The following is a 23,838-nucleotide window of genomic DNA, read 5'->3' on the forward strand; positions in this document are numbered from 1 at the left end:
CCTCCCGGCTGCCGCCGCTGGCGCCTCAGCCGACTACCCCCCGACCTGGGCATCCGAGACGAAATGGGCGCCCGCGCGCTCGGAAGGCATCGATGACCCTTTCCCCGACGCAGTCGCAAGCGCAAACGCAAACACACGTTCAGACAGAGTCGCTGACAGCCCGTCCGCCGGCCGGTCCGCACCGGCCCCGCAGGAGGGGGCGCCACGCGGGCCCGCCGGCCACCGGCGGGCGGCGCGCCGGGCTCAGGCCCCCGCCGCGGCCGGAACCGCCCGAACCGCCGCTCCTCCGCGGCGGACCGGATCCCGGTCGGCTCCGGCCGGTGTCCGGCACCATCCGCGCGGGCGTCCTCGGTGCCGCCGCTGTGCTCTCCCTCGCCGTCGCCGGCAACGCGGGCGCCCTCGCCCGGTTCTGGGACTTCCTCGACTTCGGCGCGGGGGTCCTCGCGCTCGTCTCCCTCAGCGCCACCGTGCTGTGGGGGCTGGTCGCGACCGACCGGCTGCTGCTGCGCACCGGCCACCGGCTGATCGCCCAGGCCGTCCACCGAGGCACGGCCGTCGCGGGATTCGGCTTCCTCGCGCTGCACATCTGGGTGAAGGTCGCGGAAGGCCGCACCGGCCCGGTCGCCGCCGCGGTGCCGTTCACCGACGGCGACCAGCGGCTGCTCATCGGCCTCGGCACGCTCGCCGGCTACCTGTTCCTGGCCGCCGCGGTGACCGGCGCGGTCCGCGGCTCGTTCGCGGCCAAGGGCCGCTCCCACTGGTGGCGCGCGGTGCACCTGTGCGCGTACGCGGCCTGGGGCGCCGCCCTGGTGCACGGCCTCAAATCCGGCCGCGCGGCCGCCTGGTGGGCGACCACCGCGTACGCCCTGTGCCTGGCCGGAGTCGCCGCCGTACTCGTCCAGCGCGCGTACGCCAGGCTCCGGCGCGGTGCGGCGGCGGCCCGTGCCACCACCGCCGCCACCTCCGCCGCCGACGGCCGACCACGCGGCCCGCGCGGGTACCGGCCATGACCGGGCCCGTCCCCCGGCTCGCCTGCGTCGGCCCGCCCCGGCTGCTGGCCGGGCTGGACGAGGTGGGGTGGCTGGACCGGGTCACCCACCTGACCGTGCACGGCGCCCTGCCCGAACAGCGCTCCGGCGAGCTGCTGGAACTCGCCGACAACATCGACCTGCGCGGCCGGGGCGGCGCGGGCTTCCCGTTCGCCCGGAAGCTGCGGGCCGTCGCAGCGGCCGCCCGGCGTGCCGACGGACGGACCGCCGTGGTGGTCAACGGCAGCGAGGGAGAGCCCAGTTGCCTCAAGGACACCGCGCTGCTGCTGCACACCCCGCACCTGGTGCTCGACGGCGCGCAACTGGCCGCCGAGGCGCTCGGCGCCGAGGACATCGCGATCGGCGTCACCCGGCCCGACGTGGCCCGGTCGGTGACCGCGGCCGTCGCCCAACGCGCCCCCGGCGGCTGCCGGATACGGGTGACCCAGCTGCCCGAACGGTTCGTCACCGGCGAGGGGACCGCCCTCACGGGCGGCCTGAACAACGGCGTGGCGCTGCCCTCCGGCCGCCGGGTGCGGACCAGCGAGAGCGGCCTGGACGGCCTGCCCACGCTGCTGTCCAACACCGAGACCTATGCCCAACTGGGCGTCGCCGCCCGGCTCGGCGCGCTGCCCTTCCGCGCCACCGGCCTGCCCACCGAACCCGGCACCGTCCTGCTCACCGTCGCCGGAGCGCAGGTCGTGGAGGTCCCCACGGGCGTGCCGCTCTCCCACGTCCTGGAGCTGTGCGGCACCGACGCCGGGCAGGGCGTCCTGGTCGGCGGCTACCACGGCCGGTGGCTCGGCCCCGGCGCGGCCCGCGCGGCGACCGTCTCCCGCGACTCGCTGGCCGCGCAGGGCGCGGTGCTCGGCGCGGGCGCCGTCCTGCCGCTGCCCGAGGACACCTGCCCGGCCGGTGAGACGCTGCGCGTCGCCCGCTGGATGGCGGCCGAGTCGGCAGGCCAGTGCGGGCCGTGCGTGCTCGGCCTGCCCGCCCTCGCCGACACCCTCGCCGGCCTCGTCCAGGGGGGCGGCCGGGCCGCCTTCGAGGCCGTCCACACGCGGGTGCGGGCCGTCCGCGGCAGGGGGGCGTGCAGCCACCCCGACGGCACCTCGCACTTCGTGGCCAGCGCCCTCGCCGCCTTCCCCGACGACTTCGAACAGCACGCCTTCGGCAGCGGCTGCGGACGCCCCGTACGCGGTGTCCTGCCGCTGCCCGCCGAGGACCCCGCCGCCGCGACCCCGTACGGACCGCCGGCCACCGGCACCGCCGCCGAGGCGGACGAGCGGCTGGTCGTGGACTGGACGCTGTGTCAGGGCCACGGCCTGTGCGCGGACATCGTGCCAGGCGTGATCCGGCTCGGCGCCGACGGCTATCCCGCGCAGGCCAGCATGCCGCTGCCGCGCCGCCAGCGCCCCCGGGCGCTCCGCGCGATCCGGCGCTGCCCCGCCCTGGCACTGCGCATCCAGACCTGAACCCCAACCGTGACAGGACCGCGGCGCGTTTGTCGCTCTGTGACAAATTCCCGGCCGATTGAACGCCGGGCGCGCCGCACCCCGTATCGAGGGGGCAGCGGCACACCGCCGCCCCGACCCAAAGGAGTGAACATGAGGAATCGGCGTCACGCGGCACTCGCCGGCACGGCGGTCGCGGTCATCATGCTGACGGCGGCGTGCGGCGGCTCGGATACGAAGTCCCAGGGAAACGACAAGGTCCAGCCGGCCGGAGACGCGATCGACAAGGGATACGGCGCCGGTGACGGATCGAAGGGGTCCGGCTACGGCTACGGATCGAGCGAGGGCAGCGGTTCCGGCGAGTCCGGCGGCTACGGCGACGGCAAGTCCGAGGCAGGCGCACCGGCGAAGAAGCTGGCCGTGCGCGACGTTCCCGAACTGGGCCCGGTCGTGACCGACAGCAAGGGCTGGACGCTGTATCGATTCGACAAGGACACCGCCAAGCCCCCCGCCTCCAACTGCGACGGCGACTGCGCCGCCGCCTGGCCGCCCGTCCCCGCCGCCGACGCCACCGCGTCCAGTGGCATCGATCCCGAACTCCTCGGCGAGGTGACCCGCGCCGACGGCTCCAAGCAGCTCACCCTCGGCGGCTGGCCGGTCTACCGCTACGCCAAGGACACCGCGCCCGGCGACACCAAGGGACACGGCGTCGGCGGCACGTGGAACGCGCTGGCCCCCGACGGCAAGAAGGCCGGCCAGACGGCGGACAAGCCCAAGGCACCGGAGGACGCCGCGGAGCTGTCCACGATGAAGGACGCGAAGCTCGGCGAGATCATCGTGGACGGGAAGTGGATGACCCTCTACCGCTTCAACAAGGACAGCGCCTGGCCCATGAAGTCCGCGTGCGTCGACGCCTGCCTGGACACCTGGAAGCCGGCCGCGGCCGTCGACAAGGCCAAGGTCAAGGGCGTGAACGCCAAGCTGGTCAGCACGTTCACCCGGCCCGACGGCACCAAGCAGCTCGCCGTCGACTGCTGGCCCGTCTACACGTTCACCGGCGACACCGAGCCCGGCGACACCAACGGCCAGGGCAAGCAGGGCCTGTGGTTCGCCGTCACGAAGGACGGCAAGAAGGCCGGAGCCGGCGCGGGGCAGGGGAGCTGACCGTGGCCCGTCCCCGGCCCGGACGGCTGCTGTCCCCGGTCGCCGCGCTCTGCGCGGCGGCCCTCCTGGGCGGCTGCGGAGGCGGCGGTACGGCGGGCGGCGGCGTGGCGGGCGGCGGTACGGCGGACCGCACCCGTCCGCCGGCCGCCGCCCCCGAGTCGGTGCGCGACATCGCCGCGGCCATCGGCTGCACGGCGGATGTCTACGTCGACGCCGAGGAGCTCCGCCAGGCCGGCTGCCGGACCGAGCGCGGCGAGTTCCGGATGGTCACCTTCGCCGCCGACAGCGGACAGCGCGCCTGGCTGTCGGAGGCCCGCGCGTACGGGGGCACGTATCTCGTCGGCAAGCGATGGGTCGTCACGGCGCGTCCGGTGAAGCCGCTCGCGGCGCTGCGCGACGAACTCGGCGGCACGATCGAGGCGGGGCAGCACCATGGCCATGGCTCCCTCCCCTGACCCGCCCCTCCCCGGGCGGACGGCGCCGTCCGGCCGCGGCCGGAGCAGGCCCACCGGACCGGCTCAGCCGCGGAACCCCCGGGGAGAGACCCCGAAGCGGGCCCGGAAGGCGCGGCTGAAGTGGAACGGGCTGGCGAAGCCCGACGCCGACGCGACCTGGCCGACGTCCAGCGCCGTCGTCTCCAGCAGCCGCGCCGCGTGCCGCAGCCGCGCCTCGCGCAGCGCCCGCATCGGGGTACGGCCCGTCCGCGCGGCGAACAGGTGGGCGAACCGGGACGGTGACAGGGCCACGGCCGCGGCCAGCGAGGCCACGGTGTGCGGCGCGGCGGGGTCGGCGGCGATGAGCGCCTCCGCCCGCCGCACCCGCGGATCCTCCCCGACCGCCCCCGGGGCGCCGCACGTGCCGAGCAGCAGGGCGCGTTCGACGCCGTTCAGCGCGAGCTCGTGCGCGTGCGGAAGGGCGGCCACCACCGCCGGTGCCGTGGTCCGGTGCGCGGCGACGGCCGGTGGCGGCGCCCCCTCGCCCGACCACCGGGCGTCGGCGTGCGCCCGGCGCAGCGCGGCGCCGATCCGGGGCCGGACCCCGGGCGCCACCCGGGGCACCGCGAAGCAGCCCGCACCCCGCAGATACGGCCGCAGCCACTGCTCCCACGCCGGTCGGGGCTGGAAGTGGACCCACCAGAAGCACCACCGCTCCGCATCCGGCGCGAGCCCGTAGTCCTGCCGGATACCCGGCGCCAGCACCACCAGGTCGCCGTCCCGTGCCGTCAGCTCCGCCCCGCCCTGCCGGACGCGCCCCGCGCCGCCGTCGGTCCACAGCAGCAGCCAGCTCGGTGCCCCGCGCTCGCGCCGCACCGCGTATCCGGCGCGCTGCGCGTAGCGGCCGACGATCAGCACTTCGGCGGGCGGGGCAGCAGGATCAGGCAGGTTCTCGGACGCCACGGGCATAGCCTGGCACGGCCGGGCGCGCCTACGGTCGAACCATGGACCCGAGCCTGGACACGACCCTGTTCCACCGCACCGGGCACACCGTGCTGCGCGGCTTCCTGCCGCCCGCCGAGGTGCGGGGGCTGCTGGCGGAGTTCACCGCGCTGCGGGCCGCGGGACCGCTGCCGGGCCACTTCGAACCCCGCCCGCAGGATCCGTACGGCCCCTACGACCCGCTGCGCGCCTACCCGCGCGTGATGAACCCGCACCTGGTCAGCGAACTCGCCCTGCGCACCCTGCTGGACCCCCGCATCGGCCGGGTGGTGACCGAGCTGATGGGGGAGGAGCCGGTAGCAGCGCAGAGCATGTTCTACTTCAAGCCGCCCGGCGCCCGCGGCCAGGCGCCGCACCAGGACAACTTCTATCTACGGGTCGAACCGGGCACCTGCGTCGCGGCCTGGGTGGCGCTGGACCGGGCCGACCGGTCCAACGGCGGCCTGGAAGTCGTCCCCGGCACCCACCGGATGGAGCTGTTCTGCCCGGAGGACGCCGACCCCGGCACGTACTTCACCAAGGAGTACGTGCGGGTGCCGCCCGGCCTCGCCCGGGTGCCCGTCGACATGGACCCCGGTGACGTGCTGTTCTTCAACGGCAGCCTGGTGCACGGCTCGGAGCCCAACACCACCGCCGACCGCTTCCGGCGCTCCTTCATCTGCCACTACGCGCCCCGATCGACCCGCAGCATCGCGCGCTTCTACCGGACCTTCACGCTCGGCGGCGACGAGGTGTTCCTGGAGCCGAGCAGCGGCGGCGGCCCCTGTGGCACCGAGACCGGCTGAGCCGCCGGAGTTCCAGCGGTCCGAGAGCCGTGCTCCACCCACCCGGTGTACCAAACCGTCTCGTATGCACTGGCGTGTCGGGTTCGACGAGACGGGAGCACCACCCTCGTGGCCACGTTCCTCAGCACACTCGGCCGGTTCGCGTTCCGGAGGCGTCGGCTCGTCGTACTGCTCTGGGTCGCCCTGCTCGCGGCCGTCGGCACGGCGGCGGTGACCGCGTCGTACCCGGCGACCAACGACGTCAATGTCCCCGGCACCGAGGCGCAGAAGGCGTTCGACCTGCTGGAGAGGCGGTTTCCCGACTCCCACTCCGATGGCGCCACCGCCCGGGTGGTGTTCCAGGCGCCCTTCGGCGAGAAGATCGAGGATCCCGAACACCGGCGCGGCGTCGCGAAGGTCGTCCAGGGCCTGCGGACCGGGCCCGGCTCGGGGAAGGTCGCTTCCGTCAGCGATCCGTTCCGGGACGGCGGGGTCAGCGAGGACGGCACCACCGCCTACACACTGGTCTCGTACGAGGTCAAGGCCGTCGAGCTGGCGGACGGCGACCGGCATGCGCTCAAGGACGCGGCCCGGCGCGGGCGGTCCGCGGGGCTGGTCGTGGAGATCGGCGGCGACGCGATGGACGAGCAGCCATCGACCGGCGTGACCGAGGTCATCGGCGTCGGCGTCGCGGCGCTCGTCCTCGCCGTCACCTTCGGGTCGCTGGTCGCCGCGGGCCTGCCGCTGCTGACCGCCGTCGTGGGCGTCGGCGTCACCGTCGCGGGGATCACCGCGCTCACCGGACCGCTGGGGCTGGGCAGTTCGACACCCATCCTGGCGATGATGCTCGGCCTCGCCGTCGGCATCGACTACGCCATGTTCATCGTCTCCCGCTTCCGCGGCGAACTGGCCGCGGGCAGGGAGCGGGACGACGCGATCGGCCATGCCGTCGGCACGGCGGGCTCGGCGGTCGTCTTCGCGGGCCTCACGGTCATCATCGCGCTGGTCGGCCTGTCCGTCGTCGACATCCCTGATCTGACCAAGATGGGCCTGGCGGGCGCGGGCGCCGTCGCCGTCGCGGTCGTCATCGCGCTCACGCTGATACCCGCGCTGCTGGGCTTCGCGGGCGACCGGGTGCTCGCCCGCGACCGGCGCCCGGGGCGGCGCGGGCGCGCGGAGCGCGGGAAGCCCTCGGCCCACGGGCGGCGTACGGGCCGCGAGCGGCGCCCGGACGGTGCGGGGCGCCCGGACGGCGGGCGGGTCGCGGTGCCGGAGACCAACACCGGGACCCGCTGGGCCCGCTACGTACTGGTCCGCCCGGTCGGCGTGCTGCTGCTGAGCGTGCTCGGGCTCTGCGCCGTGGCCATCCCGGCGGCGAGCCTGGAACTGGGCATGCCCGACGACGGGACGGCGCCCGGCGACAGCACCCGGCGCAAGGCGTACGACATGCTCGCGGAGGGGTTCGGCCCGGGCTTCAACGGGCCGCTCATCGTCGCGGTGGACGCCAAGGGCAGCCGCGACCCGAAGGCCGTGGCGGGCCGGGTCCACCGGGCCGTCAAGCGGCTCGACGACGTGACCAGCGCGTCCGCCCCCGCCTTCAACAAGGCCGGGGACACCGCGACCATCACGGTGGTACCGGCGTCCGCCCCCACCAGCACCACCACCCAGGACCTGGTCGCCGCGCTCCGCGGCCTCGCCGGTGACGAGGTCCTCGTCACCGGGCGGACCGCCATGGACATCGACATGTCGCGCAAGCTCAACGACGCGCTCGTGCCGTATCTGGCGCTGGTGGTCGGCCTGGCGTTCGTACTGCTGACGGTCGTCTTCCGGTCCGTGCTCGTGCCGTTGAAGGCGGCGCTGGGATTCCTGCTGTCCGTCGTCGCGACCCTCGGCGTGATCGTCGCGGTCTTCCAATGGGGCTGGCTGGGCGCCCTGTTCGGGGTCGAGGAGACCGGCCCGATCACCAGCACGATGCCGATCTTCGTGATCGGCGTGGTCTTCGGCCTGGCGATGGACTACGAGGTCTTCCTCGTGACCCGGATGCGGGAGGCGTACGTGCACGGCATGCGCCCGGCCCCGTCCCTGGTCGCGGGCTTCCGGCACGGCGCGCGCGTCGTCACCGCCGCGGCGGTGATCATGATCAGCGTCTTCTCGGGCTTCGTCGGCTCCGACGAGGTGATGGTCAAGACGATCGGCTTCGGGCTGGCGGTGGCCGTCTTCTTCGACGCCTTCGTGGTCCGTATGGCGATCGTGCCCGCGCTGCTCGCCCTGCTCGACGGGAAGGCCTGGTGGCTGCCGAAGTGGCTGGACCGGATCCTGCCTGACGTCGACGTCGAGGGTGCGCGCCTGAGTGAGCCGCCGCGCACCCCGGCCGCACCCGGCCTTCCCCTGACCTCCGCCGGGAGGTGCCCCCACGGCTCCGGCCCCGAGCCCGGGCCGCGCCCCAGCGGCGCCTGACGCGTCCCGGACTAGCGGGAACCCTCCGCGGCGCGGTGCGGTTCGATGACCGTGACCCCGGTGCGGTTGCGGCTCCTGGAACCCATCGCCACCAGCGCCGTCGGCGCCTCGTCGAGGCCGATCGTATGGGTCACCAGCAGGTCCGGGCGTAGCGTCCCGGCCTTGACCATCTCCATCATCGGCGCGTACGCGGCGGCGGCCATGCCGTGGCTGCCGAGCACGTGCAGTTCGAGGGCGATCACGCGGGCCATCGGGAGCATCGGGTTCCCGGCGGCCGGCGGCAGCAGGCCGACCTGGACATGCCGGCCGTGCCGGCGCAGGCTGTTGATCGACGCGGCACAGGTACGCGGGCTGCCCAGCGCGTCGAGGGAGAGATGCGCGCCACCGCCGGTGGCGTCCAGCACGGCGTCCGCCACCGAGCCCAGCAGCGACGAGGCGTCGATGCACAGCGCGGCGCCGAAGCGGCGCGCCAGGTCCAGCGTGCGGGGCGATATGTCGATCGCGACGACCCGCGCGCCCGCCGCCGCCGCGATCATCACGGCGGAGAGGCCGACCCCGCCGCAGCCGTGCACCGCGACCCATTCGCCCGGGGCGACCCGGCCCTGTGCCACGACGGCCCGGAACGCGGTCGCGAAGCGGCAGCCGAGACCCGCCGCCGTGGTGAAGGACAGCTCATCCCGGATGCCGACCAGATTGATGTCGGCGTTCTCCACGGGTACGTACTCGGCGAAGGAACCCCAGTGGGTGAACCCCGGCTGGCTCTGCCGCTCGCACACCTGCTGGGCGCCTTCCACACAGGCCCCGCAGCGGCCGCAGGCGCACACGAACGGCACGGTGACGCGTTGCCCCGGCCGCCAGTTGGCGACGTCCGGCCCCACCGCCGCGACCACACCGGCCAGTTCATGGCCGGGCACGTGCGGCAGCCGGATGTCGGGGTCGTGCCCCATCCAGCCGTGCCAGTCGCTGCGGCACAGTCCGGTGGCCTCGACGCGGATCACCGCCCCGCCGCGCGAGGCCGCGGGATCCGGGACCTCCCGGACCTCAGGCTTCCGCCCGAACGCATCGAACACCACCGCCCGCATAGGCCCGCTCCCTCACCGTCCGCCGTACGCCCCTATGGTGACGGCTGTCGGTACGAACTGTGGACTGGCGAGCGCGAAGAAATCGCTCCCGCTCATCCTCCGGTACGGACCGGGAGAGGAGAAGACAGACCAGGCCGACATCGCGCCCAGGCCGTCATTTCCGGTCATACGGTGGCGGATGCGTCCCTCCGGTCGTCAGCCGGTGACGGACGCCCCCGCCGCGCGTCACCGCTTGCCGCGCCGCGCCTCGGCGAGTTGGCGGACGGTGTCGCCCCCCACTCGGCGCTGCACCGCCGCCGCCAGCCCCGGGAACAGCCCGCCGATCGCCCCGCCCAGCCGCAGCTCCAGCGGGGCGATGTTGACTTCGCCGCGGTCCTGTTCGACCGCGCGGAGGGTGGCCAGGGCGACCTGGCGCGGCGAGACCGTACGGACCCCCGCGGGCAGGGTGGCGCCGCTGTCGGCGAACATGCCCGCGTCGCGCACGAAGCCGGGCTGCACGATCGACACCCCGACGCCCGTGCCGCGCAGATCCTGCCGCAGGCCGTGGGAGAAGCCGCGCAGGCCGAACTTGGCCGCGTTGTAGAGCGCGGCGCCGGGGGAGGCGGTCCGCCCCGACATCGAGCCGACCATGACCAGATGGCCGCGCCCGGCCGCCACCATCCGCGGCGCGAGCAGCCGGGCCAGCATGATCGGTGCGCGCAGGTTGACGTCCAGCGCCCGGTCGACGTCCTCGGGGGCGCACTCCAGCACCTCGCCGCTGGAGGCGAGCGCGGCGTTGGCGACGAGGATGTCCACGTCCGCCGCCTCGTGCGCCAGCCGCTCCACGTCGGCGCGGACGGCCAGATCGGCCACCACGGTCCGGGTGGTCCCGCCCAGCGACGCGGCCAGCTCCTGGAGGACGTCCGCGCGCCGTCCGGTGAGTAGCAGCCTGGCGCCCTTGGCGGCGAAGGCGCGGGCGAGGGTCCGCCCGATCCCTCCGGTGGCGCCGGTGATCAGGACGGTCGAGCCGGGGATGCGCATACGATCCACCTCCAGTTTGTTCGGTCGGTGGCACGCTACCGGGCAGCGGGTCCGGGACGGAGCCCAGGTCAGGCACCCGTCCCGTACACCCGGTGGGCGTTCCCCGCCGCGATCAGCGCCGCGACCCGCTCCGCGTCCGCCCGTGCCCAGGCGCCGTCGGCGACCCAGCGGGACAGCAGACCGTTCAGCGCCCCGCGGAAGAGCCGGCTGCCGACCACGTACAGCTCGGGAAGCCCGTACGCGTCGGTGGAGAACAGCAGCTTGCCGAACGGCGCCAACTCCAGGAACCCGGCGAGCACGGCTTCGGCCCGGGCCCCGGTGTGCCCCAGGGCCAGCCCGACGTCCGCGTAGACATGCGGGAAGGCATGGGCGAGATAGGCCGCGTTCCGGTGGTACGGGTAGCAGTGCAGCAGCACCAGCGTGCAGCCGGTGGGGCGTACGGCGCGGATGAAGTCGGTGAGCAGCAGCGGGTCGCAGCGGTGCAGGGTCAGGTCGGGATCGCCGAACCCGGTGTGCAGTTGCAGCGGCAGCCCCGTCCGGGCCGCGGACCACAGCAGATGGCGCAGCAGCACCGGGTCGGTGAGCCGGCCGCCGGGTGCGCGGTCGCCGAGCCACCGGCCCGCCGCCGCCGCGACCTGCGCGGCGGTGGGGGGCTCGGCCGGGAGGTCGAGACCATGCCGGTAGGCGGCCACCGACTTGAACCCGGCCGCCGTCCGCGCGGCGATGCGCAGCGCGTCCGCCAGCTCGGCCGGGAAGGCCGCCGCGGACCGCGTGCCGTCGGCGATCCGCTCCGCGAGGTGTTCCAGCCGGACGATCTCGCGCGCCGTGCCGCCGCCCGCCGCCGCGAGCTGCGACGGGTCCGTCAGGTCACCGGGGAGGCCGGTGTCCACCAGGAACGTGCCGATGCCCGCGGCCCGCAGCAGCCGCCGGGTCACCTCCTCCCAGCCCAGTGCGCGCCGCCGGGCCAGATACATCTCGGGCGGGCAGTGCGCGTCGAGCCCGAGGAGCGGCGGGCACCAGCGGCGCACCGCGAAGCCCAGCTGGGTGTCGAAGAAGCTGGTGCCGCGGGCGGCGGGCGCGTCGGACTCGCTGAGCAGCCCCTCGAACCCCGCATCGTCCAGGTCGCCGCGCACCACGCCATGGCAGTGGTGGTCGACCAGCGGCGGCAGCGGCAGCTCCCGCGCCGCGAGGGGCGTACGGGAGCCGTGCTCGGGCGCCGTACCGGAACCGTGCTCGGGCGCCATACCGGAGCCTTGTCCGGGCTGCGAACCGGAACCGTGCTCGGGCGGCATGTCAGTACCGTCCGCGGGTGGCCGCCGCGATCGCCTCCGGCGAGGCCCCCTCGAACAGCTCCGCCTCCGCTCGGCGCACCGCCGCGACGGACTCGAACAGCGGATCGCCCAGCGCTTCGCGGAGCACCGCCGAGCCCTCGTAATGCCGCAGCGCCCCGCCGAGCGAGGTGGGCAACCGGGGCGCTGCGCCGCAGACCGCGGGATCACCGGCGACCGGATCCGGCAGCGACAGCCCGGCGTCGAGCCCCGCGAGACCCGCCGCGATGACCGCGCCCACCACCAGGTACGGATTGGCCGCCGCGTCGAAGCACTTGACCTCGGCGTTGGCCGCACCCGGGGCGTCCGGCGCGCCGGTGACGAAACGGAGGGCGGCCTCGCGGTTCTCCAGCCCCCAGCACTGGAACGCGCCGGCCCAGCGGGAGGGTTCCAGGCGCAGATAGCTGGCGGGCGACGGCGCCCCGATCGCCAGCAGCGCGGGCAACTCCCGCAGCACCCCGGCGAGGAACGCCTCGGCCGTCGCCGTCATCCCGTACGGGCCGTCGCCGCCCCGGCACAGGTTCCGGTCGTGCTGCCACAGGCTGAGATGGAGATGCCCGCCGTTGCCGACCGCGCCCGCCTCGATGACGGGCCCGAACAGCGCGGTGAGTCCGTGCCGGGCCGAGACCGCCCGGATCGTCTCCCGCACCAGTACGGCCAGATCGGCGGCGCCGACCGGGTCGGCGGGCGCCACGGACACCTCGAACTGGCCGGGCGCGTACTCGGGGTGGAGCTGGAGGACCTCCACGCCCTCGGTACACAGAGCGTCGAGGACGTCGGAGAGGTAGTCCGACAGCTCCACGACGCGCGCCATGCCATAGGCGGGGCCCGCACCCGGGCGGACGAGTTCGGGCACCATCCCCGCACCGGCCTCCTGTGTGCCGGCGCGCGTCACCGCCCACTCGGTCTCGAACCCCATCCGCAGCCCGAAGCCGCGCTGGGCGGCGCGTTCGGACATCCGGCGGGCGAACAGCCGCTGGCACACCGGGTGCGGCGCCCCCGACTGGTCGTACCGGTCGACCGGCGCCCACGCCCAACCGGGCTGCGCCGCCAGCGGAGTCAGCCGGTCCAGGTCGGGAAAGAGCCGCAGATCCCCGTCCGGGCCGCCCACATGGCGGCTGCTGGTCATCGAGTCGTCCACCAGGTAGACGTCGAAGACCGGCGACATGCCCACGCCCCAGCGCGCGGCATCCGGCAGCCGCGCGGTCGGTACCCCCTTCACGCGGGTCAGCCCGGCGTTGTCCACCCAGGTCAGCGCGGCGCCCCGGACACCCTCGGCGGCCAGCCGGTCGGCTTCCTGGCGGGCCCTGGCCCGTGCGTGCTCGCGCCCTTGTGCGTCCACGGCGGCTCCCGTCGGCATGCGGCACTCCGTCATGACGCAGTGTCGCACGCTGATGATCTACGAGTGCCGGATCCGGCCGCACCCGCGCCCCGCCCGCCGACCGGGCCGCTTCCGCCGCCGACCGGGCTACCTCAGCTCGATCCGGAGCACCTTGTCGGCCCCGTCCGGCTCACCGCCGTTGTTGTCGGCGTTCGTCGTGGTCAGCCACAGGGCGCTCGCCCCCGGCAAGGCCGCGACCGTCCGCTGCCGCCCGTAGGCGTTCACGTAGTACGCCTGCGGCGTGCCGGTGTCCGCCCCGTCGACCGGGATCCGCCACAGCCGCTCACCGCGCAGCGCCGCCATGTACAGCGCCCCGTCGGCGTAGGCGACACCACTGGGCGACGCCTCGCCGGTCCGCCACTGGCGCTCGGGACCGGTCATGCCCGGGGTGGAGCAGGAGCCTTCGCAGATCGGCCAGCCGTAGTTCTTCCCCGACTCGATCAGATTGAGCTCGTCGTACGCGTTGTTGCCGAACTCGGCGGACCACAGCCTGCCGTCCGGATCCCAGGCCAGCCCCTGCGGATTGCGGTGCCCGTAGGAGTAGACGAGCGTGCCGAACGGGTTGCCCGGGGCCGGTGCGCCGTCCTTCGTCAGCCGCAGGATCTTGCCGTTGAGGGAGTTCTTGTCCTGCGCCAGCGCGGTGTCCTGCGCGTCCCCGGTGGTGGCGTACAGATAGCCGTCCGGGCCGAACGCGATCCGCCCGCCGTTGTGGAACCTGTTCTTCTTGATGCCCGTGACCAGCGTCTTGTGCGCACTGAGCGAGGAGCCGTCGTAGGTCATCCGCACGATGCGGTTGTCGGACGCGGACGAGTGCATGAAGTAGACGTGGTGGTCGCTGTTCCAGCTCGGTGAGACGGCGACACCCAGCAGGCCGCCCTCGCCGCCCGTGGTGACCACCCCGGGCACCTTGCCCACCTGCGTCCTCGTTCCCGACCCGGTCAGCCGGGAGACCGCGAAGGAGTCCCGTTCGGTGATCAGGGCGGAGCCGTCGGGCAGCCAGCCCAAGCCCCACGGGACGGTCCAGCCGGACGAGACGGTGGTCACGCCGGAGGGTACCGACGCCGCCCCCGTGCCCGCCGTGTCCCCCGTGTCCGCCGCGCCGCCGCTGCCGGCCGCGCCGAGCAGCAGCCCGGCGGCCAGGGCGGTCGCGGCACCCGCCGCGATCAGACCGCGGCGAATGCGGGTACTGCTGTGGGGTGGGAGGTGAGGGCGGTGCGTTGATTTCCGCATCAACGGCTCCAACGGTGGGGAAAGCTGATAGGAAAGGTTCCTGATGATTCGTGGGAACGTACTGCCGCCGCTCGCGAAGGGTCAAGAGATGTGTGCGGTCGTCAACTCGCCTTACATCAGGGGCACATACGCCCACGACGTGACCTTCACCATGTGCGGATCCCCGGGAATCCGTCCCGGGGATCACCCCCAACCACAGGAAGGCGGAACCGTCATGAACGACACCCCGCAGCAGGCGGAGCAGACCGCGCTCCGCCCCGAGGAAACCGCTTGGCAGACCCCCGACTACGTGATCGTGGAGACCGCGCTGGAGGTCACCGCCTACTCGCTCAGCACCCGCTGACCCGCCGCCATGCTGCTGCGCGTGCTCGGCACCGCGGCGGGCGGCGGCCTACCCCAGTGGAACTGCGCGTGTCCCGGCTGCTCCGGGGCGCGCGCCCACCCGCACCGGCGCCGCCGCCATGCCTCACTCGCCGTCCAGGTCGCCGAAGGCCGCTGGTACCTGGTCAACGCCACCCCCGATCTGGGCGACCAGATCGAGGACTGCCCGGACCTCCACCCCGGCCCCGGCGTACGCCGCACCCCGCTGGCAGGCGTCCTGCTCACCGACGCCGAACTCGACCACACCCTCGGCATCGCACGGCTGCGCGAGGCGGACCGGATACGGATCCACGCCACCGCGCCCGTCCGCGGCGCCCTGCTGGACCGGCTCCGCCTCGGCGACGTCCTCACCCCCTACGCGGCGCTGGAATGGCGTGAACTCGGCGGCCGGGACGAGCCGCTCGAACCCGGCTCGCCGGTCACCGCGAGCGCCCTGCCGGTCGCCGCCAAACGCCCGCGCTACGCGGCGGGCACCGGACCCGACGCCGACACCTGGGTGGTGGCCCTGCGGCTGCGCGACCGCACCACCGGTCGCACGCTCGTCTACGCCCCCGCGCTCGCCGCCTGGCCCGACGCCTTCCAGCAGGCCGTCGAGGCAGCCGACTGCGTGATCGTCGACGGCACGTTCTGGGACGACGACGAACCCCGGCGCAGCGGCTTCTCCGGCCGCACCGCCACCGCCATGGGACACCTGCCGATCGACGGGCCCGGCGGCACAGCGCACCGGCTCGCCGCCCTGCGCGCCCGCTGCCTCTACACCCACCTGAACAACACCAACCCACTCGCCGACCCGGCCGCACCGCAGCACACCGCACTGACCGAGCTGGGCATCGAGGTGGCCGCCGACGGGATGGAGATCACGCTATGAGCGGCATGGCGACCTTCGAGGAGAGGCTGCGGGCCGTCGCCCGCGAGCGCTACCACGACCGCCACCCCTTCAACGTCCGTATGCACCAAGGCGAACTGACCCCCGCCGAACTGCGGCGCTGGATCAGCAACCGCTTCCACTACCAGCGCCACATCCCCGTCAAGGACGCCCTCATCACCGCCAAACTGGAGACTCCCGCGCTGCGCCGCATGTGGCTGCGCCGGATCCAGGACCACGACGGCGCCGCGGAGGGGGAGGGCGGCATCGAACGCTGGCTGCGGCTGGGCGAGGCCGCCGGGCTCGACCGCGCCCGGATGGCGTCCGGGCAGGACGTCCTGCCGGGGGTGGCGCTCGCTGTCGACGGCTACGTCAACTTCTGCCGGCTCCGCTCCCCACTGGAGGCGGTCGCCGCCTCCCTCACCGAACTGTCCGCCCCCGACATCATGCGCACGCGTACCGCGGCCTTCGAACGGCACTACCGATGGATCGACGGCGACGGCCTGGCGTACTTCCGCTCCCGCGTCAGCCAAGGGCGGCGCGACAGCCAGGAGGCGCTCGCCCTGGTGCTCCAGTGGGCCGGGACCGAGGCCGACCAGGACCGGGCGGTGGCCGCGCTGGCCTTCAAGTGCGACGTGCTGTGGGCGCTGCTCGACGCCGTCGACCACGCGGGGACCGCTGACACCACCGACACCACCGACACCGAGGAAACCGAGGACGAGACCGAGGACGGCACCCAGTGACAGAACAGGGACGACACCGAGGGCCGGAGCAGGGGCGGCACCGAAATCACACACAGGCGGAGGACCCGAGCGGGGTCGTGACCCTCGCGACCCAGTGGCGGCCCAACCTGTCGCCCACGGTCCTGCTCCGCTACGACCACGTACGCGACGACGACCTGCTGGTCCTGCCCGAGCGGGTGGTCGTGCTGGGCGGCTCGGCGGCGGCGGTGCTGCGGCTGTGCGACGGCACCCGCGAAGTCTGGGAGATCGTCGAGGAACTCGCGGAGAGCTTCCCCGGCGCGCCCGTGGAGACCGAGGTCCCCGCCTTCCTGCACCGCGTACTGGAGGAGGGCTGGCTGCGGTGAGCGGCGGCGCACCACAGGAGGCCGCCGCCTGTCGGGAGGCCGACCCGCACGAGGCCGCACCTCGGGAGGCCGACCCGCACGAGGCCGACCCGCACGAGGCCGCCCCGCGGGAAGCCGCCCCGCCCCGGCCCTGGGCGCTGCTCGCCGAGCTCACGCACGCCTGCCCGCTGCACTGCCCGTACTGCTCCAACCCTCTGGAGCTGACCCGCTGCTCGCGGGAGCTGACCGGCGCGCAATGGGCCGATGTGCTGGCCCAGGCGGGGCGGCTCGGCGTGGTCCACACCCACCTGTCCGGCGGCGAGCCGCTGCTCCGCCCGGACCTGGCCGGCATCGTCGCCGCCGCCGAGGCCGCCGGGATCTACACCCAGCTCGTCACCAGCGGCAGCGGCCTCACCAGGACCCGGCTGGCCGAGCTGACCGCCGCCGGTCTGCGCGGCGTCCAGCTGTCGGTACAGCACGCGGACCCGGCCGCCTCGGACCGCATCGCCGGGCGTGCCGCCTCATTCCCGGACAAGGAGCGGGCCGCGGCACTCGTACGGGACGCGGGGCTGCCGCTCGGCCTCAACGTCGTGCTGCACCGCGGCAACCTCGACGCCGTCGACGCCCTGATCCGCCTCGGCCTCGACTGGGGCGTGGACCGTGTGGAACTGGCCAACACCCAGTTCTACGGCTGGGCGCTGCGCAACCGCGACGCGCTGCTGCCCACCCGCGACCAGCTCGCGCGCGCCCGGGAGGTGGTCGAGAGCTGGCGCGGCCGGCTCCGCGGCGGCCCCGACCTGGTGTGGGTGGTCCCCGACTACTTCGACGGCGTCGCCAAGCCCTGCATGGGCGGCTGGGGCGCGGTCTCCCTCACCGTCGCCCCCGACGGGACCGTCCTGCCCTGTCCGGCGGCGGGCACCCTGCCTGGCCTCGACCCACCCAGCGTGCGGGAGCACTCGCTGGAGTGGATCTGGTGCCACTCGCCGGCGTTCCGCCGCTACCGGGGCACCGCGTGGCTGCCCGAGCCCTGCCTCAGCTGCGCCCGGCGGGACGAGGACCACGGCGGCTGCCGCTGCCAGGCCTACGCGCTCACCGGCGACCCCGCCCGCACCGACCCCGCCTGCGCGCTCTCCCCGGACCACGCACGGCTGCGCGCCCTCACCGACGCCGCCGCCCGGACGGCCGTCGCGCCCGCCTACGCCTACCGCAGGCCGGAGCGGGAGTGACCGCGTTCCCGTCACCGGTTTGGCGTCGCCGCCTCCGCTTACGTACAGTTCCGGCGAAGCTTCAGTAGAACAGACGAACCAGAAAGCGGCGGCGGCGATGACGGTGACTGAGGACGGCCGGGTCGACATGGCCGCCGTCGAAGGAGCGGCCGCCTACGGGCCGGGCATCGACCCGGAGCGGCTCGCGGTCTGCCTCGGCGTCCTCGCCGAACTGGACGAGCTGCCGCTGGACCACCCCGACGCGATCATGGTGCGCCGCGCCACCGCGGGCATCTACCGCACGGTCAAGCAGCGCCGCCGCCAGGAGCGGCGCGCGGCGAAGACCGCCCACGACAAGAACGTCACCGAGGCCACCGCCACCGGCGCCGCCGACCGGATCGACGACGAGACCCTGGGTCTGGCGCTGACCAGCTCCGTGACCACCGAGATCGCCGGGATCCTGCAGCGGCCCCGCTCCTGCTACACGTGCAAGAGCCGCTATGTCGAGGTCGACGCCTTCTACCACCAGCTGTGCCAGCCGTGCGCCAAGGAGAACCGCGCGCGCCGTGACGCGCGCACCGACCTCACCGGGCGCCGCGCGCTGCTCACCGGCGGCCGCGCCAAGATCGGCATGTACATCGCGCTGCGGCTGCTGCGCGACGGCGCGCACACCACCATCACCACGCGCTTCCCCAAGGACGCCGTCCGGCGCTTCGCGGCGATGCCGGACAGCGCCGACTGGCTGCACCGGCTCAAGGTCGTCGGCATCGACCTGCGCGACCCCGCCCAGGTGGTCGCGCTGGCCGACTCCGTGGCCGCCGCGGGCCCGCTCGACATCCTGATCAACAACGCCGCCCAGACCGTCCGCCGCTCCGCACAGGCGTACACCGAGCTGGTCGCGGGCGAGTCCGCCGCGCTGCCGGCCGGAGAGCTGCCGGAGTCCGTCGTCTTCGGCGCGTTCGGCAGCGGCGCCCAGGCCGCCCTGCCCGGCCCCGCGACCCCGCGTGACAACGCCCTGACCCCCGACGACGTGGCCGCCCTCGCCCTGACCACCGGCTCCGCCTCCCTGGAGCGGATCGCGGCCGGCACCGCGATCGACGCGGGCGGGCTCGTCCCCGACCTGGACGCCACCAACACCTGGATCCAGCGGGTGCACGAGGTCGACCCGGTCGAGATGCTCGAGGTCCAGCTGTGCAATGAGACCGCGCCGTTCATCCTGGTCAGCCGGCTCCGTCCGGCCATGGCGGCCTCCCCGGCCCGCCGCAAGTACGTGGTGAACGTCTCCGCGATGGAGGGCAAGTTCAGCCGCGGCTACAAGGGCGCGGGCCACCCGCACACCAACATGGCCAAGGCCGCGCTGAACATGCTCACCCGCACCAGTGCCCGGGAGATGTTCGAGTCCGACGGCATCCTGATGACCAGCGTCGACACCGGCTGGATCACCGACGAGCGCCCGCACCCGGACAAGATCCGCCTGGCGGAAGCCGGTTTCCACGCGCCGCTGGACCTGGTCGACGGCGCGGCCCGCGTGTACGACCCGATCGTGCGGGGCGAGGACGGCGAGGACGTCTTCGGCGTCTTCCTCAAGGACTACGCGCCCACCGACTGGTGACCACCGGCGGACGCCCCCGGGGCCGATGACCACGGGCCGGTGACCGCCGGCCGGCGCCCCATGAGACCGTGGAGCGGACGGCGACGCCCCCGGCTCCACGGAAAGGTGCCCGCGATGACGCGTGACGCGGCCGAGGTCCTGCACGACGCGGTCCGGGCACTGGCCCCGGCGGGCGGCGCCAACCGCCTGGTCCCGCTGATCGCCGCGGGCACCGCCCCCAGGGACGTCCTGGCCGCGCTCGCCCTGGAGCAGCGCCACATCATCGACAGCGACCGCCGCAGCTTCCGTCATCTGGCCCAGCGCGCGGCACCGGAACCGGCCGTCGCCGCGTTCTTCACCGCCCTGGCGGAGCACGAGACCGTCGCGCTGGACCGGCTAGCGGCCCTGACCGCCGCCTGCGGCCTGGACGAGTCGGCGATCGAGACCTACGAGCCGCGGGCGGGCTGCCAGGCCTACCCGTCGTACGTCGCCCGGCTGGCGCTGCTCGCCGAACCCGCCGACACGGTGATCGCGCTCGCCGTCAACTTCGCCTCCTGGGGCGGCTACTGCGCCACCGTCTCGCGGGCCCTGCGCCGCCACTACGGCTTCGACGACGCGGCCTGCGGCTTCTTCGACCTCTTCGCCGAGCCCGCTCCGGACGCCCAGGAGCGGACCCGGGCCGCCGTCCAGGCGGGACTGGACGCGGGCCGGGTGACCGGCGCCGCCCGCCGTCACGGGCGCCTGGTGCAGTCCTACGAGTTGATGTTCTGGAACACCCTGGCCGGCTGAGCCCCAGCAGGCCACCGGCGCCGGCCCTGGCACGGGCCCCGGTCGTCCGGGGCCGGATCCACGGTCAGCCGAGCGGCGCCACGTACACCGTCCAGCCGGTGCGGGTGAGCGTGTACGGCGTCCACTCCCGGGCGTAGCGCGGCGCGGTGGACCGCCCCGGTTCGACCAGCGCGGCGGTCGGCACGCGCGCGGCGCGGCGGCGCAGCTCCGGTTCGCTGATGGAGCGGTTGTTGCCGCGCAGCTGCGCCGAGGCGCAGCCCGCCGCGTAGGAGACCGGCAGCGCGCGATAGCCGGTGAGCAGGCAGGGCGGCCGCAGCCCCAGTTCATGCAGGTCGGCCGCGGCGTGCTGGTAGCGGGCGGCGCTGGCGGCGGTGGACTCCGTGGTGTGCGCCAGCACCACCAGCTGACTTGCCAGGTGCAGCGCGAGGACGGTCCCCAGCGCGGCCGCCACCCGGCGCCGGGCGCCGGGTTCCCGTACGCGGCGCGCCGCACGCACCGCGAGTGCGGCGACGGGCAGTGCCAGCAGGGCGTAGGCGGGCAGCAGGAAGCGCGGCGCCGAGTAGCCGATGAGGAAGAGGTACGAGAAGGACAGGGCGGCGGCGCAGACGACGGGCAGGACCGTGGGCGCGCGGCGCCGGTCACGCCAGGCGACGGCGAGCGCGGCGGCCGCCAGCGGCGGCAGCGCCAGCCACCACAGGGCCAGCGCGGGATGCGGGCCCAGGGCCGACTCGCAGGGGCGGCACAGCAGCGGCCCGTTGAGGCTGCGCAGCACCGTGCCGACGTTCCAGTGCAGGCCCATGTCGCCCTCGGTGGCGCTGGAGATCCGCAGCCGCTCCCCGATGCCGCCGAAGCGGACGTACGCCTCGATCACCCACTGCAGCGCGCCGAGCGCCGGACCGGCGACGAGCGCGGGGAGAGCGGGTCGCCAGTCGCGCACCGCCACCGCGGCGACCAGCAGCGGCAGCGCCAGCCAGCCGCCGTCCGGGGTGCGGACCAAGGTGATGGCGGCGAGCACGGCGGCCAGCCACCAGCGGGCGCGCGGCTCACCGGGCACCCGCAGGAACCAGCCGACGGCGGCGACCGCGCCGAGCGCCACCCACAGGTTCGGCATCACCTGCGAGCCGCTGATCTGGGTGATCCACAGCCCGGCGAAGAGCAGCGCGGCGAGCGCGGCGGCGGCCCGCCCGACGAGCCGTTCCCACACCTGGAACGCGGCGTACAGCGCACCGGCCGCGAGCAGCGCGAGCAGCACCCGCAGCACGGCGACCGACTGCGTCACGGACACCACCGGCGCGACGAGCACGCTGATGCCGCGGGAACGGGGTGCGCTGAAGAACAGCGCGGGCCGCCGCGGGTCGACCTGCGAGGCGTAGACGCTCTCGTCCCACAGCAGCCCGAAGCCGACCTGCGGTACGACGACGGCCAGCTGGACCACGGCGTACCCGACCGCGACCACGGCGAGCCACGGGACGGCGGACGGGCGCCGGGGCGCGGAGAGCCGGGCGCGAGGGGTGAGAACGGGTGCGGTGCCGGTCACCACCTCAGGCTCACAGCGCCCCCGATCGCCCGCGACCGGCGCGCGACCAGACGGCGTACCCCCGCGACCCGTCGCGTCAGGGGGCTACGGCTTGCGGGCGACGCCCGCCCACAGGGACACCTCGGCGTCCGTGACGGTGCTCGCGGCCGCCTCCTCGTCCGGCTTCCACCGGTGCGCCACCTCCACACCCGGCTCGACCAGCTCCAGCCCCGCGAAGAAGGCCTGGACCTCGGCGCGGGAGCGCACTTGGGCCGGGATACCGCCGTTGCGGTAGATCTCGACGAGCTTGGCCCAGGTCTCCGGGGCGAAGTCGGGCGTGCAGTGGGACAACACGAGGTAGCTCCCCGAGGGCAGGGCGTCGAGCAGTCGCCGGACGATCTCGTACGGCTTGAACTCGTCCGAGACGAAGTGCAGCAGGGCGTTGAGGGAGAGGGCGACGGGCCGGCTCAGGTCCAGCGTCTCGTGCAGCTCGGGTGCCGACAGAATGCGTTCGGGCTCCCGCACGTCCGCCTGGATGTAGGCGGTACGGCCCTCGGCGGTGCTGTGCAGCAGGGCCTGGGCGTGGGTGAGGACGATCGGATCGTGGTCGGTGTAGACGATCCGGGCGTCGGGCGCGATGCTCTGGGCGACCTGGTGCAGGTTGGGCTCGGTGGGGATGCCGGTGCCGATGTCGAGGAACTGGCGGATCCCCGCCTCCTGGGCCAGCCAGCGGGTGGCGCGGTGCATGAACGACCGGTTGGTGCGGGCGCAGACCTTGATGGCGGGGAAGAGCGATATCACGTGATCGGCGGATTCATGGTCCGCCTCGTAGTTGTCCTTGCCGCCGAGGTAGTAGTCGTACATCCGGGCCGTGTGCGGCTTGCTGGTGTCGATCTGGCCGAGTGTGAGGCCGTTGTCGGTCATGCGGCCCTCCGTTCGTGTGTCATCGCCGCTGGGGGTCACCCGGAGTGGTCGGCTCGGGGTGCTGGATGGGTGTGCGTGGGGCCGTCAGGTGAGCAGGAAGTCCGCCGCGCCGGCCTTGGCTCCCTGGATGAACGTCTCGATCTCGTGGTACGCGTAGATCAGGGCGGGGCCGTCGGGGTCGGTCGACTGACGGAGCGCCACCCGCCCGTCGCTGAGCTTCATGACCTCCACGCAGCTGCCGCCGTTCGGCCCGCTCCATGGCTTCTGCCAGCCCTCCGTACCGAGATGTTTGGAGGGCATGCCGTTGTATATGTGATCCAAAGTCAGTACTCCTTGCGAATCGCGCCGAGGAAGGCCTCGGTTCGGTGCACCGGAGTGGCTTGGGTGCACATCCGGTCCAGGGCCTCCAGATAGGTGGCCACGTCGGCGCGCTGGTCGACGTAGCCCGCGCCGGTCAGGTTCTCGCCGTAGACGATGTCCGGCAGCTCCGGGATCTGGAACCTGAAGATCTGGAACGGACCGAACATGCCCGGATGGGGGCCGGCGGCGAACGGCAGTACCTGAAGGGTGACGTTCGGCATCGCGAGGGCTTCGACGAGCCGGTCGATCTGCGCCCGCATGACGGCCGGCCCGCCGACGGGTCTGCGCAGGGCCGTCTCGTCGATCACGGCCCACAGATGGGGCGCGTCGGGGCGGGTGAGCAGCGCCTGCCGCTCCAGCCGCAGCGCGACCCGGCGGTCCAGCTCCTGGTCGCTCGCGGCGGGGAACCCGACCCTGAACAGGGCGCGGGCGTAGTCCTCGGTCTGCAGCAGACCGGGCACGCAGTGCGGCTCGTACGCCCTGATGCGGTAGGCCGCCTCCTCCAGGCTCACATAGAGGCTGAACCACTCGGGCAGCACATCGCGGAACCGGTGCCACCAGCCGGGCCTGTTGGCCTCCTGCGCGAGTGCGAGGAACGCGTCGACCTCCTCGCGCGGGACGCCGTACGTCAGCAGCAGCTTCTCGACGTACGGGATCTTCAGGCCGACCTCGGCCTTCTCCATGCGGCGCACCGTGGTCTGGTTGACGTGCAGCGCCTTGGCGGCCTGGTCGAACGAGACCCCGGCCTTCTCGCGCAGCGTCCGCAGCCGCATGCCGAGGACCATCTGGCCGACGGT

General features: G+C 74.2%; 24 protein-coding genes. 13 read left to right on the forward strand and 11 right to left on the reverse strand.

Features of this window, described 5'->3' with window-relative positions:
* Positions 1-320: 320 nt before the first annotated feature.
* The 4 genes from ACQUSR_RS31390 (at position 321) to ACQUSR_RS31405 (ending at position 4,101) form a co-directional block, all read left to right on the forward strand.
* Positions 321-1,010, forward strand: coding sequence for a hypothetical protein (locus ACQUSR_RS31390; protein ID WP_431046408.1), 690 nt, complete (start codon positions 321-323; stop codon positions 1,008-1,010).
* Positions 1,007-2,503, forward strand: a complete 1,497-nt coding sequence (locus tag ACQUSR_RS31395; protein WP_431046410.1) for an NADH-ubiquinone oxidoreductase-F iron-sulfur binding region domain-containing protein — start codon at positions 1,007-1,009, stop codon at positions 2,501-2,503. The genes ACQUSR_RS31390 and ACQUSR_RS31395 overlap by 4 nt, the downstream gene beginning before the upstream one ends.
* A gap of 132 nt (positions 2,504-2,635) precedes the next feature.
* Positions 2,636-3,646, forward strand: coding sequence for an SCO0930 family lipoprotein (locus ACQUSR_RS31400; protein ID WP_431046412.1), 1,011 nt, complete (start codon positions 2,636-2,638; stop codon positions 3,644-3,646).
* Positions 3,647-3,648: 2 nt separating this feature from the next.
* The gene (locus tag ACQUSR_RS31405; protein ID WP_431046414.1) at positions 3,649-4,101 is read left to right on the forward strand and encodes a hypothetical protein; all 453 of its coding nucleotides are present in this window, start codon (positions 3,649-3,651) and stop codon (positions 4,099-4,101) included.
* Between the two features lie 63 nt (positions 4,102-4,164).
* Here ACQUSR_RS31405 and ACQUSR_RS31410 read toward each other — a convergent pair whose 3' ends face one another.
* Positions 4,165-5,049, reverse strand: a complete 885-nt coding sequence (locus ACQUSR_RS31410) for a helix-turn-helix domain-containing protein (protein WP_431046416.1) — start codon at positions 5,047-5,049, stop codon at positions 4,165-4,167.
* Between the two features lie 35 nt (positions 5,050-5,084).
* Between ACQUSR_RS31410 and ACQUSR_RS31415 the strand changes: the two genes are divergently transcribed.
* Together ACQUSR_RS31415 and ACQUSR_RS31420 are read left to right on the forward strand one after the other, a co-directional pair.
* A complete protein-coding gene (locus ACQUSR_RS31415) occupies positions 5,085-5,867 on the forward strand; it encodes a phytanoyl-CoA dioxygenase family protein (protein WP_431046418.1) in 783 nt (260 codons plus the stop codon).
* A 108-nt stretch (positions 5,868-5,975) separates the two neighbouring features.
* Positions 5,976-8,303 carry an MMPL family transporter gene (locus tag ACQUSR_RS31420; protein WP_431046420.1) on the forward strand — a complete coding sequence of 776 codons (2,328 nt, stop codon included), beginning with the start codon at positions 5,976-5,978 and terminating at the stop codon, positions 8,301-8,303.
* Between the two features lie 11 nt (positions 8,304-8,314).
* Here the strand turns inward: ACQUSR_RS31420 and ACQUSR_RS31425 are convergent, their stop codons facing one another.
* From ACQUSR_RS31425 to ACQUSR_RS31450, 6 genes are all read right to left on the reverse strand, one after another.
* On the reverse strand, positions 8,315-9,385 hold the full coding sequence (locus ACQUSR_RS31425) for a zinc-dependent alcohol dehydrogenase family protein (protein ID WP_431046422.1): 1,071 nt from the start codon (positions 9,383-9,385) through the stop codon (positions 8,315-8,317).
* 12 nt (positions 9,386-9,397) lie between these two features.
* Positions 9,398-9,553 (reverse strand): glycoside hydrolase domain-containing protein, encoded by a 156-nt coding sequence (locus tag ACQUSR_RS31430; RefSeq protein ID WP_431046424.1) that lies wholly within the window; start codon positions 9,551-9,553, stop codon positions 9,398-9,400.
* 57 nt (positions 9,554-9,610) lie between these two features.
* Positions 9,611-10,405 carry an SDR family NAD(P)-dependent oxidoreductase gene (locus tag ACQUSR_RS31435; protein WP_431046426.1) on the reverse strand — a complete coding sequence of 265 codons (795 nt, stop codon included), beginning with the start codon at positions 10,403-10,405 and terminating at the stop codon, positions 9,611-9,613.
* A gap of 68 nt (positions 10,406-10,473) precedes the next feature.
* Positions 10,474-11,697: an amidohydrolase family protein gene (locus ACQUSR_RS31440; protein WP_431046428.1), complete on the reverse strand. Its 1,224-nt coding sequence runs from the start codon at positions 11,695-11,697 to the stop codon at positions 10,474-10,476.
* Position 11,698: 1 nt separating this feature from the next.
* Positions 11,699-13,093 carry a glutamine synthetase gene (locus ACQUSR_RS31445; RefSeq protein ID WP_431046430.1) on the reverse strand — a complete coding sequence of 465 codons (1,395 nt, stop codon included), beginning with the start codon at positions 13,091-13,093 and terminating at the stop codon, positions 11,699-11,701.
* 108 nt (positions 13,094-13,201) lie between these two features.
* Positions 13,202-14,344 carry a PQQ-dependent sugar dehydrogenase gene (locus ACQUSR_RS31450; protein ID WP_431046432.1) on the reverse strand — a complete coding sequence of 381 codons (1,143 nt, stop codon included), beginning with the start codon at positions 14,342-14,344 and terminating at the stop codon, positions 13,202-13,204.
* Positions 14,345-14,558: 214 nt separating this feature from the next.
* Here ACQUSR_RS31450 and pqqA point away from each other — a divergent pair, with 214 nt between their 5' ends.
* From pqqA to ACQUSR_RS31485, 7 genes are all read left to right on the forward strand, one after another.
* Positions 14,559-14,687 (forward strand): pyrroloquinoline quinone precursor peptide PqqA, encoded by a 129-nt coding sequence (gene pqqA, locus ACQUSR_RS31455; RefSeq protein ID WP_431046434.1) that lies wholly within the window; start codon positions 14,559-14,561, stop codon positions 14,685-14,687.
* Between the two features lie 9 nt (positions 14,688-14,696).
* Entirely contained in the window at positions 14,697-15,593 is an 897-nt protein-coding gene (gene pqqB / locus ACQUSR_RS31460; protein ID WP_431046436.1) for a pyrroloquinoline quinone biosynthesis protein PqqB, read from the forward strand.
* Positions 15,590-16,333: a pyrroloquinoline-quinone synthase PqqC gene (gene pqqC, locus ACQUSR_RS31465; RefSeq protein ID WP_431046438.1), complete on the forward strand. Its 744-nt coding sequence runs from the start codon at positions 15,590-15,592 to the stop codon at positions 16,331-16,333. Before pqqB ends, pqqC begins: the two co-directional genes overlap by 4 nt.
* A gap of 77 nt (positions 16,334-16,410) precedes the next feature.
* Positions 16,411-16,677: a pyrroloquinoline quinone biosynthesis peptide chaperone PqqD gene (gene pqqD / locus ACQUSR_RS31470; RefSeq protein ID WP_431046440.1), complete on the forward strand. Its 267-nt coding sequence runs from the start codon at positions 16,411-16,413 to the stop codon at positions 16,675-16,677.
* Positions 16,678-16,814: 137 nt separating this feature from the next.
* Positions 16,815-17,882, forward strand: coding sequence for a pyrroloquinoline quinone biosynthesis protein PqqE (pqqE, locus tag ACQUSR_RS31475; RefSeq protein WP_431047956.1), 1,068 nt, complete (start codon positions 16,815-16,817; stop codon positions 17,880-17,882).
* A gap of 97 nt (positions 17,883-17,979) precedes the next feature.
* Entirely contained in the window at positions 17,980-19,473 is a 1,494-nt protein-coding gene (locus ACQUSR_RS31480; protein ID WP_431046442.1) for an SDR family NAD(P)-dependent oxidoreductase, read from the forward strand.
* A 114-nt stretch (positions 19,474-19,587) separates the two neighbouring features.
* Entirely contained in the window at positions 19,588-20,241 is a 654-nt protein-coding gene (locus tag ACQUSR_RS31485; protein ID WP_431046444.1) for a transcriptional regulator, read from the forward strand.
* 64 nt (positions 20,242-20,305) lie between these two features.
* On the opposite strand, the gene ACQUSR_RS31490 is transcribed toward ACQUSR_RS31485, so the two are convergent.
* The 4 genes from ACQUSR_RS31490 to ACQUSR_RS31505 form a co-directional block, all read right to left on the reverse strand.
* Positions 20,306-21,778, reverse strand: coding sequence for a hypothetical protein (locus ACQUSR_RS31490; RefSeq protein ID WP_431046446.1), 1,473 nt, complete (start codon positions 21,776-21,778; stop codon positions 20,306-20,308).
* An 84-nt stretch (positions 21,779-21,862) separates the two neighbouring features.
* Complete coding sequence (locus tag ACQUSR_RS31495) at positions 21,863-22,681, reverse strand: SAM-dependent methyltransferase (protein ID WP_431046448.1); 819 nt, start codon at positions 22,679-22,681, stop codon at positions 21,863-21,865.
* Positions 22,682-22,765: 84 nt separating this feature from the next.
* Positions 22,766-23,002, reverse strand: coding sequence for a DUF397 domain-containing protein (locus ACQUSR_RS31500; RefSeq protein ID WP_304460247.1), 237 nt, complete (start codon positions 23,000-23,002; stop codon positions 22,766-22,768).
* Between the two features lie 2 nt (positions 23,003-23,004).
* Positions 23,005-23,826 (reverse strand): helix-turn-helix domain-containing protein, encoded by an 822-nt coding sequence (locus ACQUSR_RS31505; protein WP_431047958.1) that lies wholly within the window; start codon positions 23,824-23,826, stop codon positions 23,005-23,007.
* Positions 23,827-23,838 lie beyond the last annotated feature (12 nt).

This window comes from Streptomyces sp. P1-3, from assembly GCF_050613155.1.
Taxonomy (GTDB): domain Bacteria; phylum Actinomycetota; class Actinomycetes; order Streptomycetales; family Streptomycetaceae; genus Streptomyces.

What these genes read in the sequence shown, in the direction of transcription:
- ACQUSR_RS31395 (WP_431046410.1), top strand. Translation starts at nt 1,007, where the DNA reads ATGACCGGGCCCGTCCCCCGGCTCGCCTGCGTCGGCCCGCCCCGGCTG.
- ACQUSR_RS31400 (WP_431046412.1), top strand. Translation starts at nt 2,636, where the DNA reads ATGAGGAATCGGCGTCACGCGGCACTCGCCGGCACGGCGGTCGCGGTC.
- ACQUSR_RS31410 (WP_431046416.1), bottom strand. Translation starts at nt 5,049, where the DNA reads ATGCCCGTGGCGTCCGAGAACCTGCCTGATCCTGCTGCCCCGCCCGCC.
- ACQUSR_RS31415 (WP_431046418.1), top strand. Translation starts at nt 5,085, where the DNA reads ATGGACCCGAGCCTGGACACGACCCTGTTCCACCGCACCGGGCACACC.
- ACQUSR_RS31425 (WP_431046422.1), bottom strand. Translation starts at nt 9,385, where the DNA reads ATGCGGGCGGTGGTGTTCGATGCGTTCGGGCGGAAGCCTGAGGTCCGG.
- ACQUSR_RS31430 (WP_431046424.1), bottom strand. Translation starts at nt 9,553, where the DNA reads ATGACCGGAAATGACGGCCTGGGCGCGATGTCGGCCTGGTCTGTCTTC.
- ACQUSR_RS31435 (WP_431046426.1), bottom strand. Translation starts at nt 10,405, where the DNA reads ATGCGCATCCCCGGCTCGACCGTCCTGATCACCGGCGCCACCGGAGGG.
- ACQUSR_RS31440 (WP_431046428.1), bottom strand. Translation starts at nt 11,697, where the DNA reads ATGCCGCCCGAGCACGGTTCCGGTTCGCAGCCCGGACAAGGCTCCGGT.
- ACQUSR_RS31445 (WP_431046430.1), bottom strand. Translation starts at nt 13,093, where the DNA reads ATGCCGACGGGAGCCGCCGTGGACGCACAAGGGCGCGAGCACGCACGG.
- ACQUSR_RS31450 (WP_431046432.1), bottom strand. Translation starts at nt 14,344, where the DNA reads ATGCGGAAATCAACGCACCGCCCTCACCTCCCACCCCACAGCAGTACC.
- pqqA (WP_431046434.1), top strand. Translation starts at nt 14,559, where the DNA reads ATGAACGACACCCCGCAGCAGGCGGAGCAGACCGCGCTCCGCCCCGAG.
- pqqB (WP_431046436.1), top strand. Translation starts at nt 14,697, where the DNA reads ATGCTGCTGCGCGTGCTCGGCACCGCGGCGGGCGGCGGCCTACCCCAG.
- pqqC (WP_431046438.1), top strand. Translation starts at nt 15,590, where the DNA reads ATGAGCGGCATGGCGACCTTCGAGGAGAGGCTGCGGGCCGTCGCCCGC.
- ACQUSR_RS31480 (WP_431046442.1), top strand. Translation starts at nt 17,980, where the DNA reads ATGACGGTGACTGAGGACGGCCGGGTCGACATGGCCGCCGTCGAAGGA.
- ACQUSR_RS31485 (WP_431046444.1), top strand. Translation starts at nt 19,588, where the DNA reads ATGACGCGTGACGCGGCCGAGGTCCTGCACGACGCGGTCCGGGCACTG.
- ACQUSR_RS31495 (WP_431046448.1), bottom strand. Translation starts at nt 22,681, where the DNA reads ATGACCGACAACGGCCTCACACTCGGCCAGATCGACACCAGCAAGCCG.
- ACQUSR_RS31505 (WP_431047958.1), bottom strand. Translation starts at nt 23,826, where the DNA reads ATGGTCCTCGGCATGCGGCTGCGGACGCTGCGCGAGAAGGCCGGGGTC.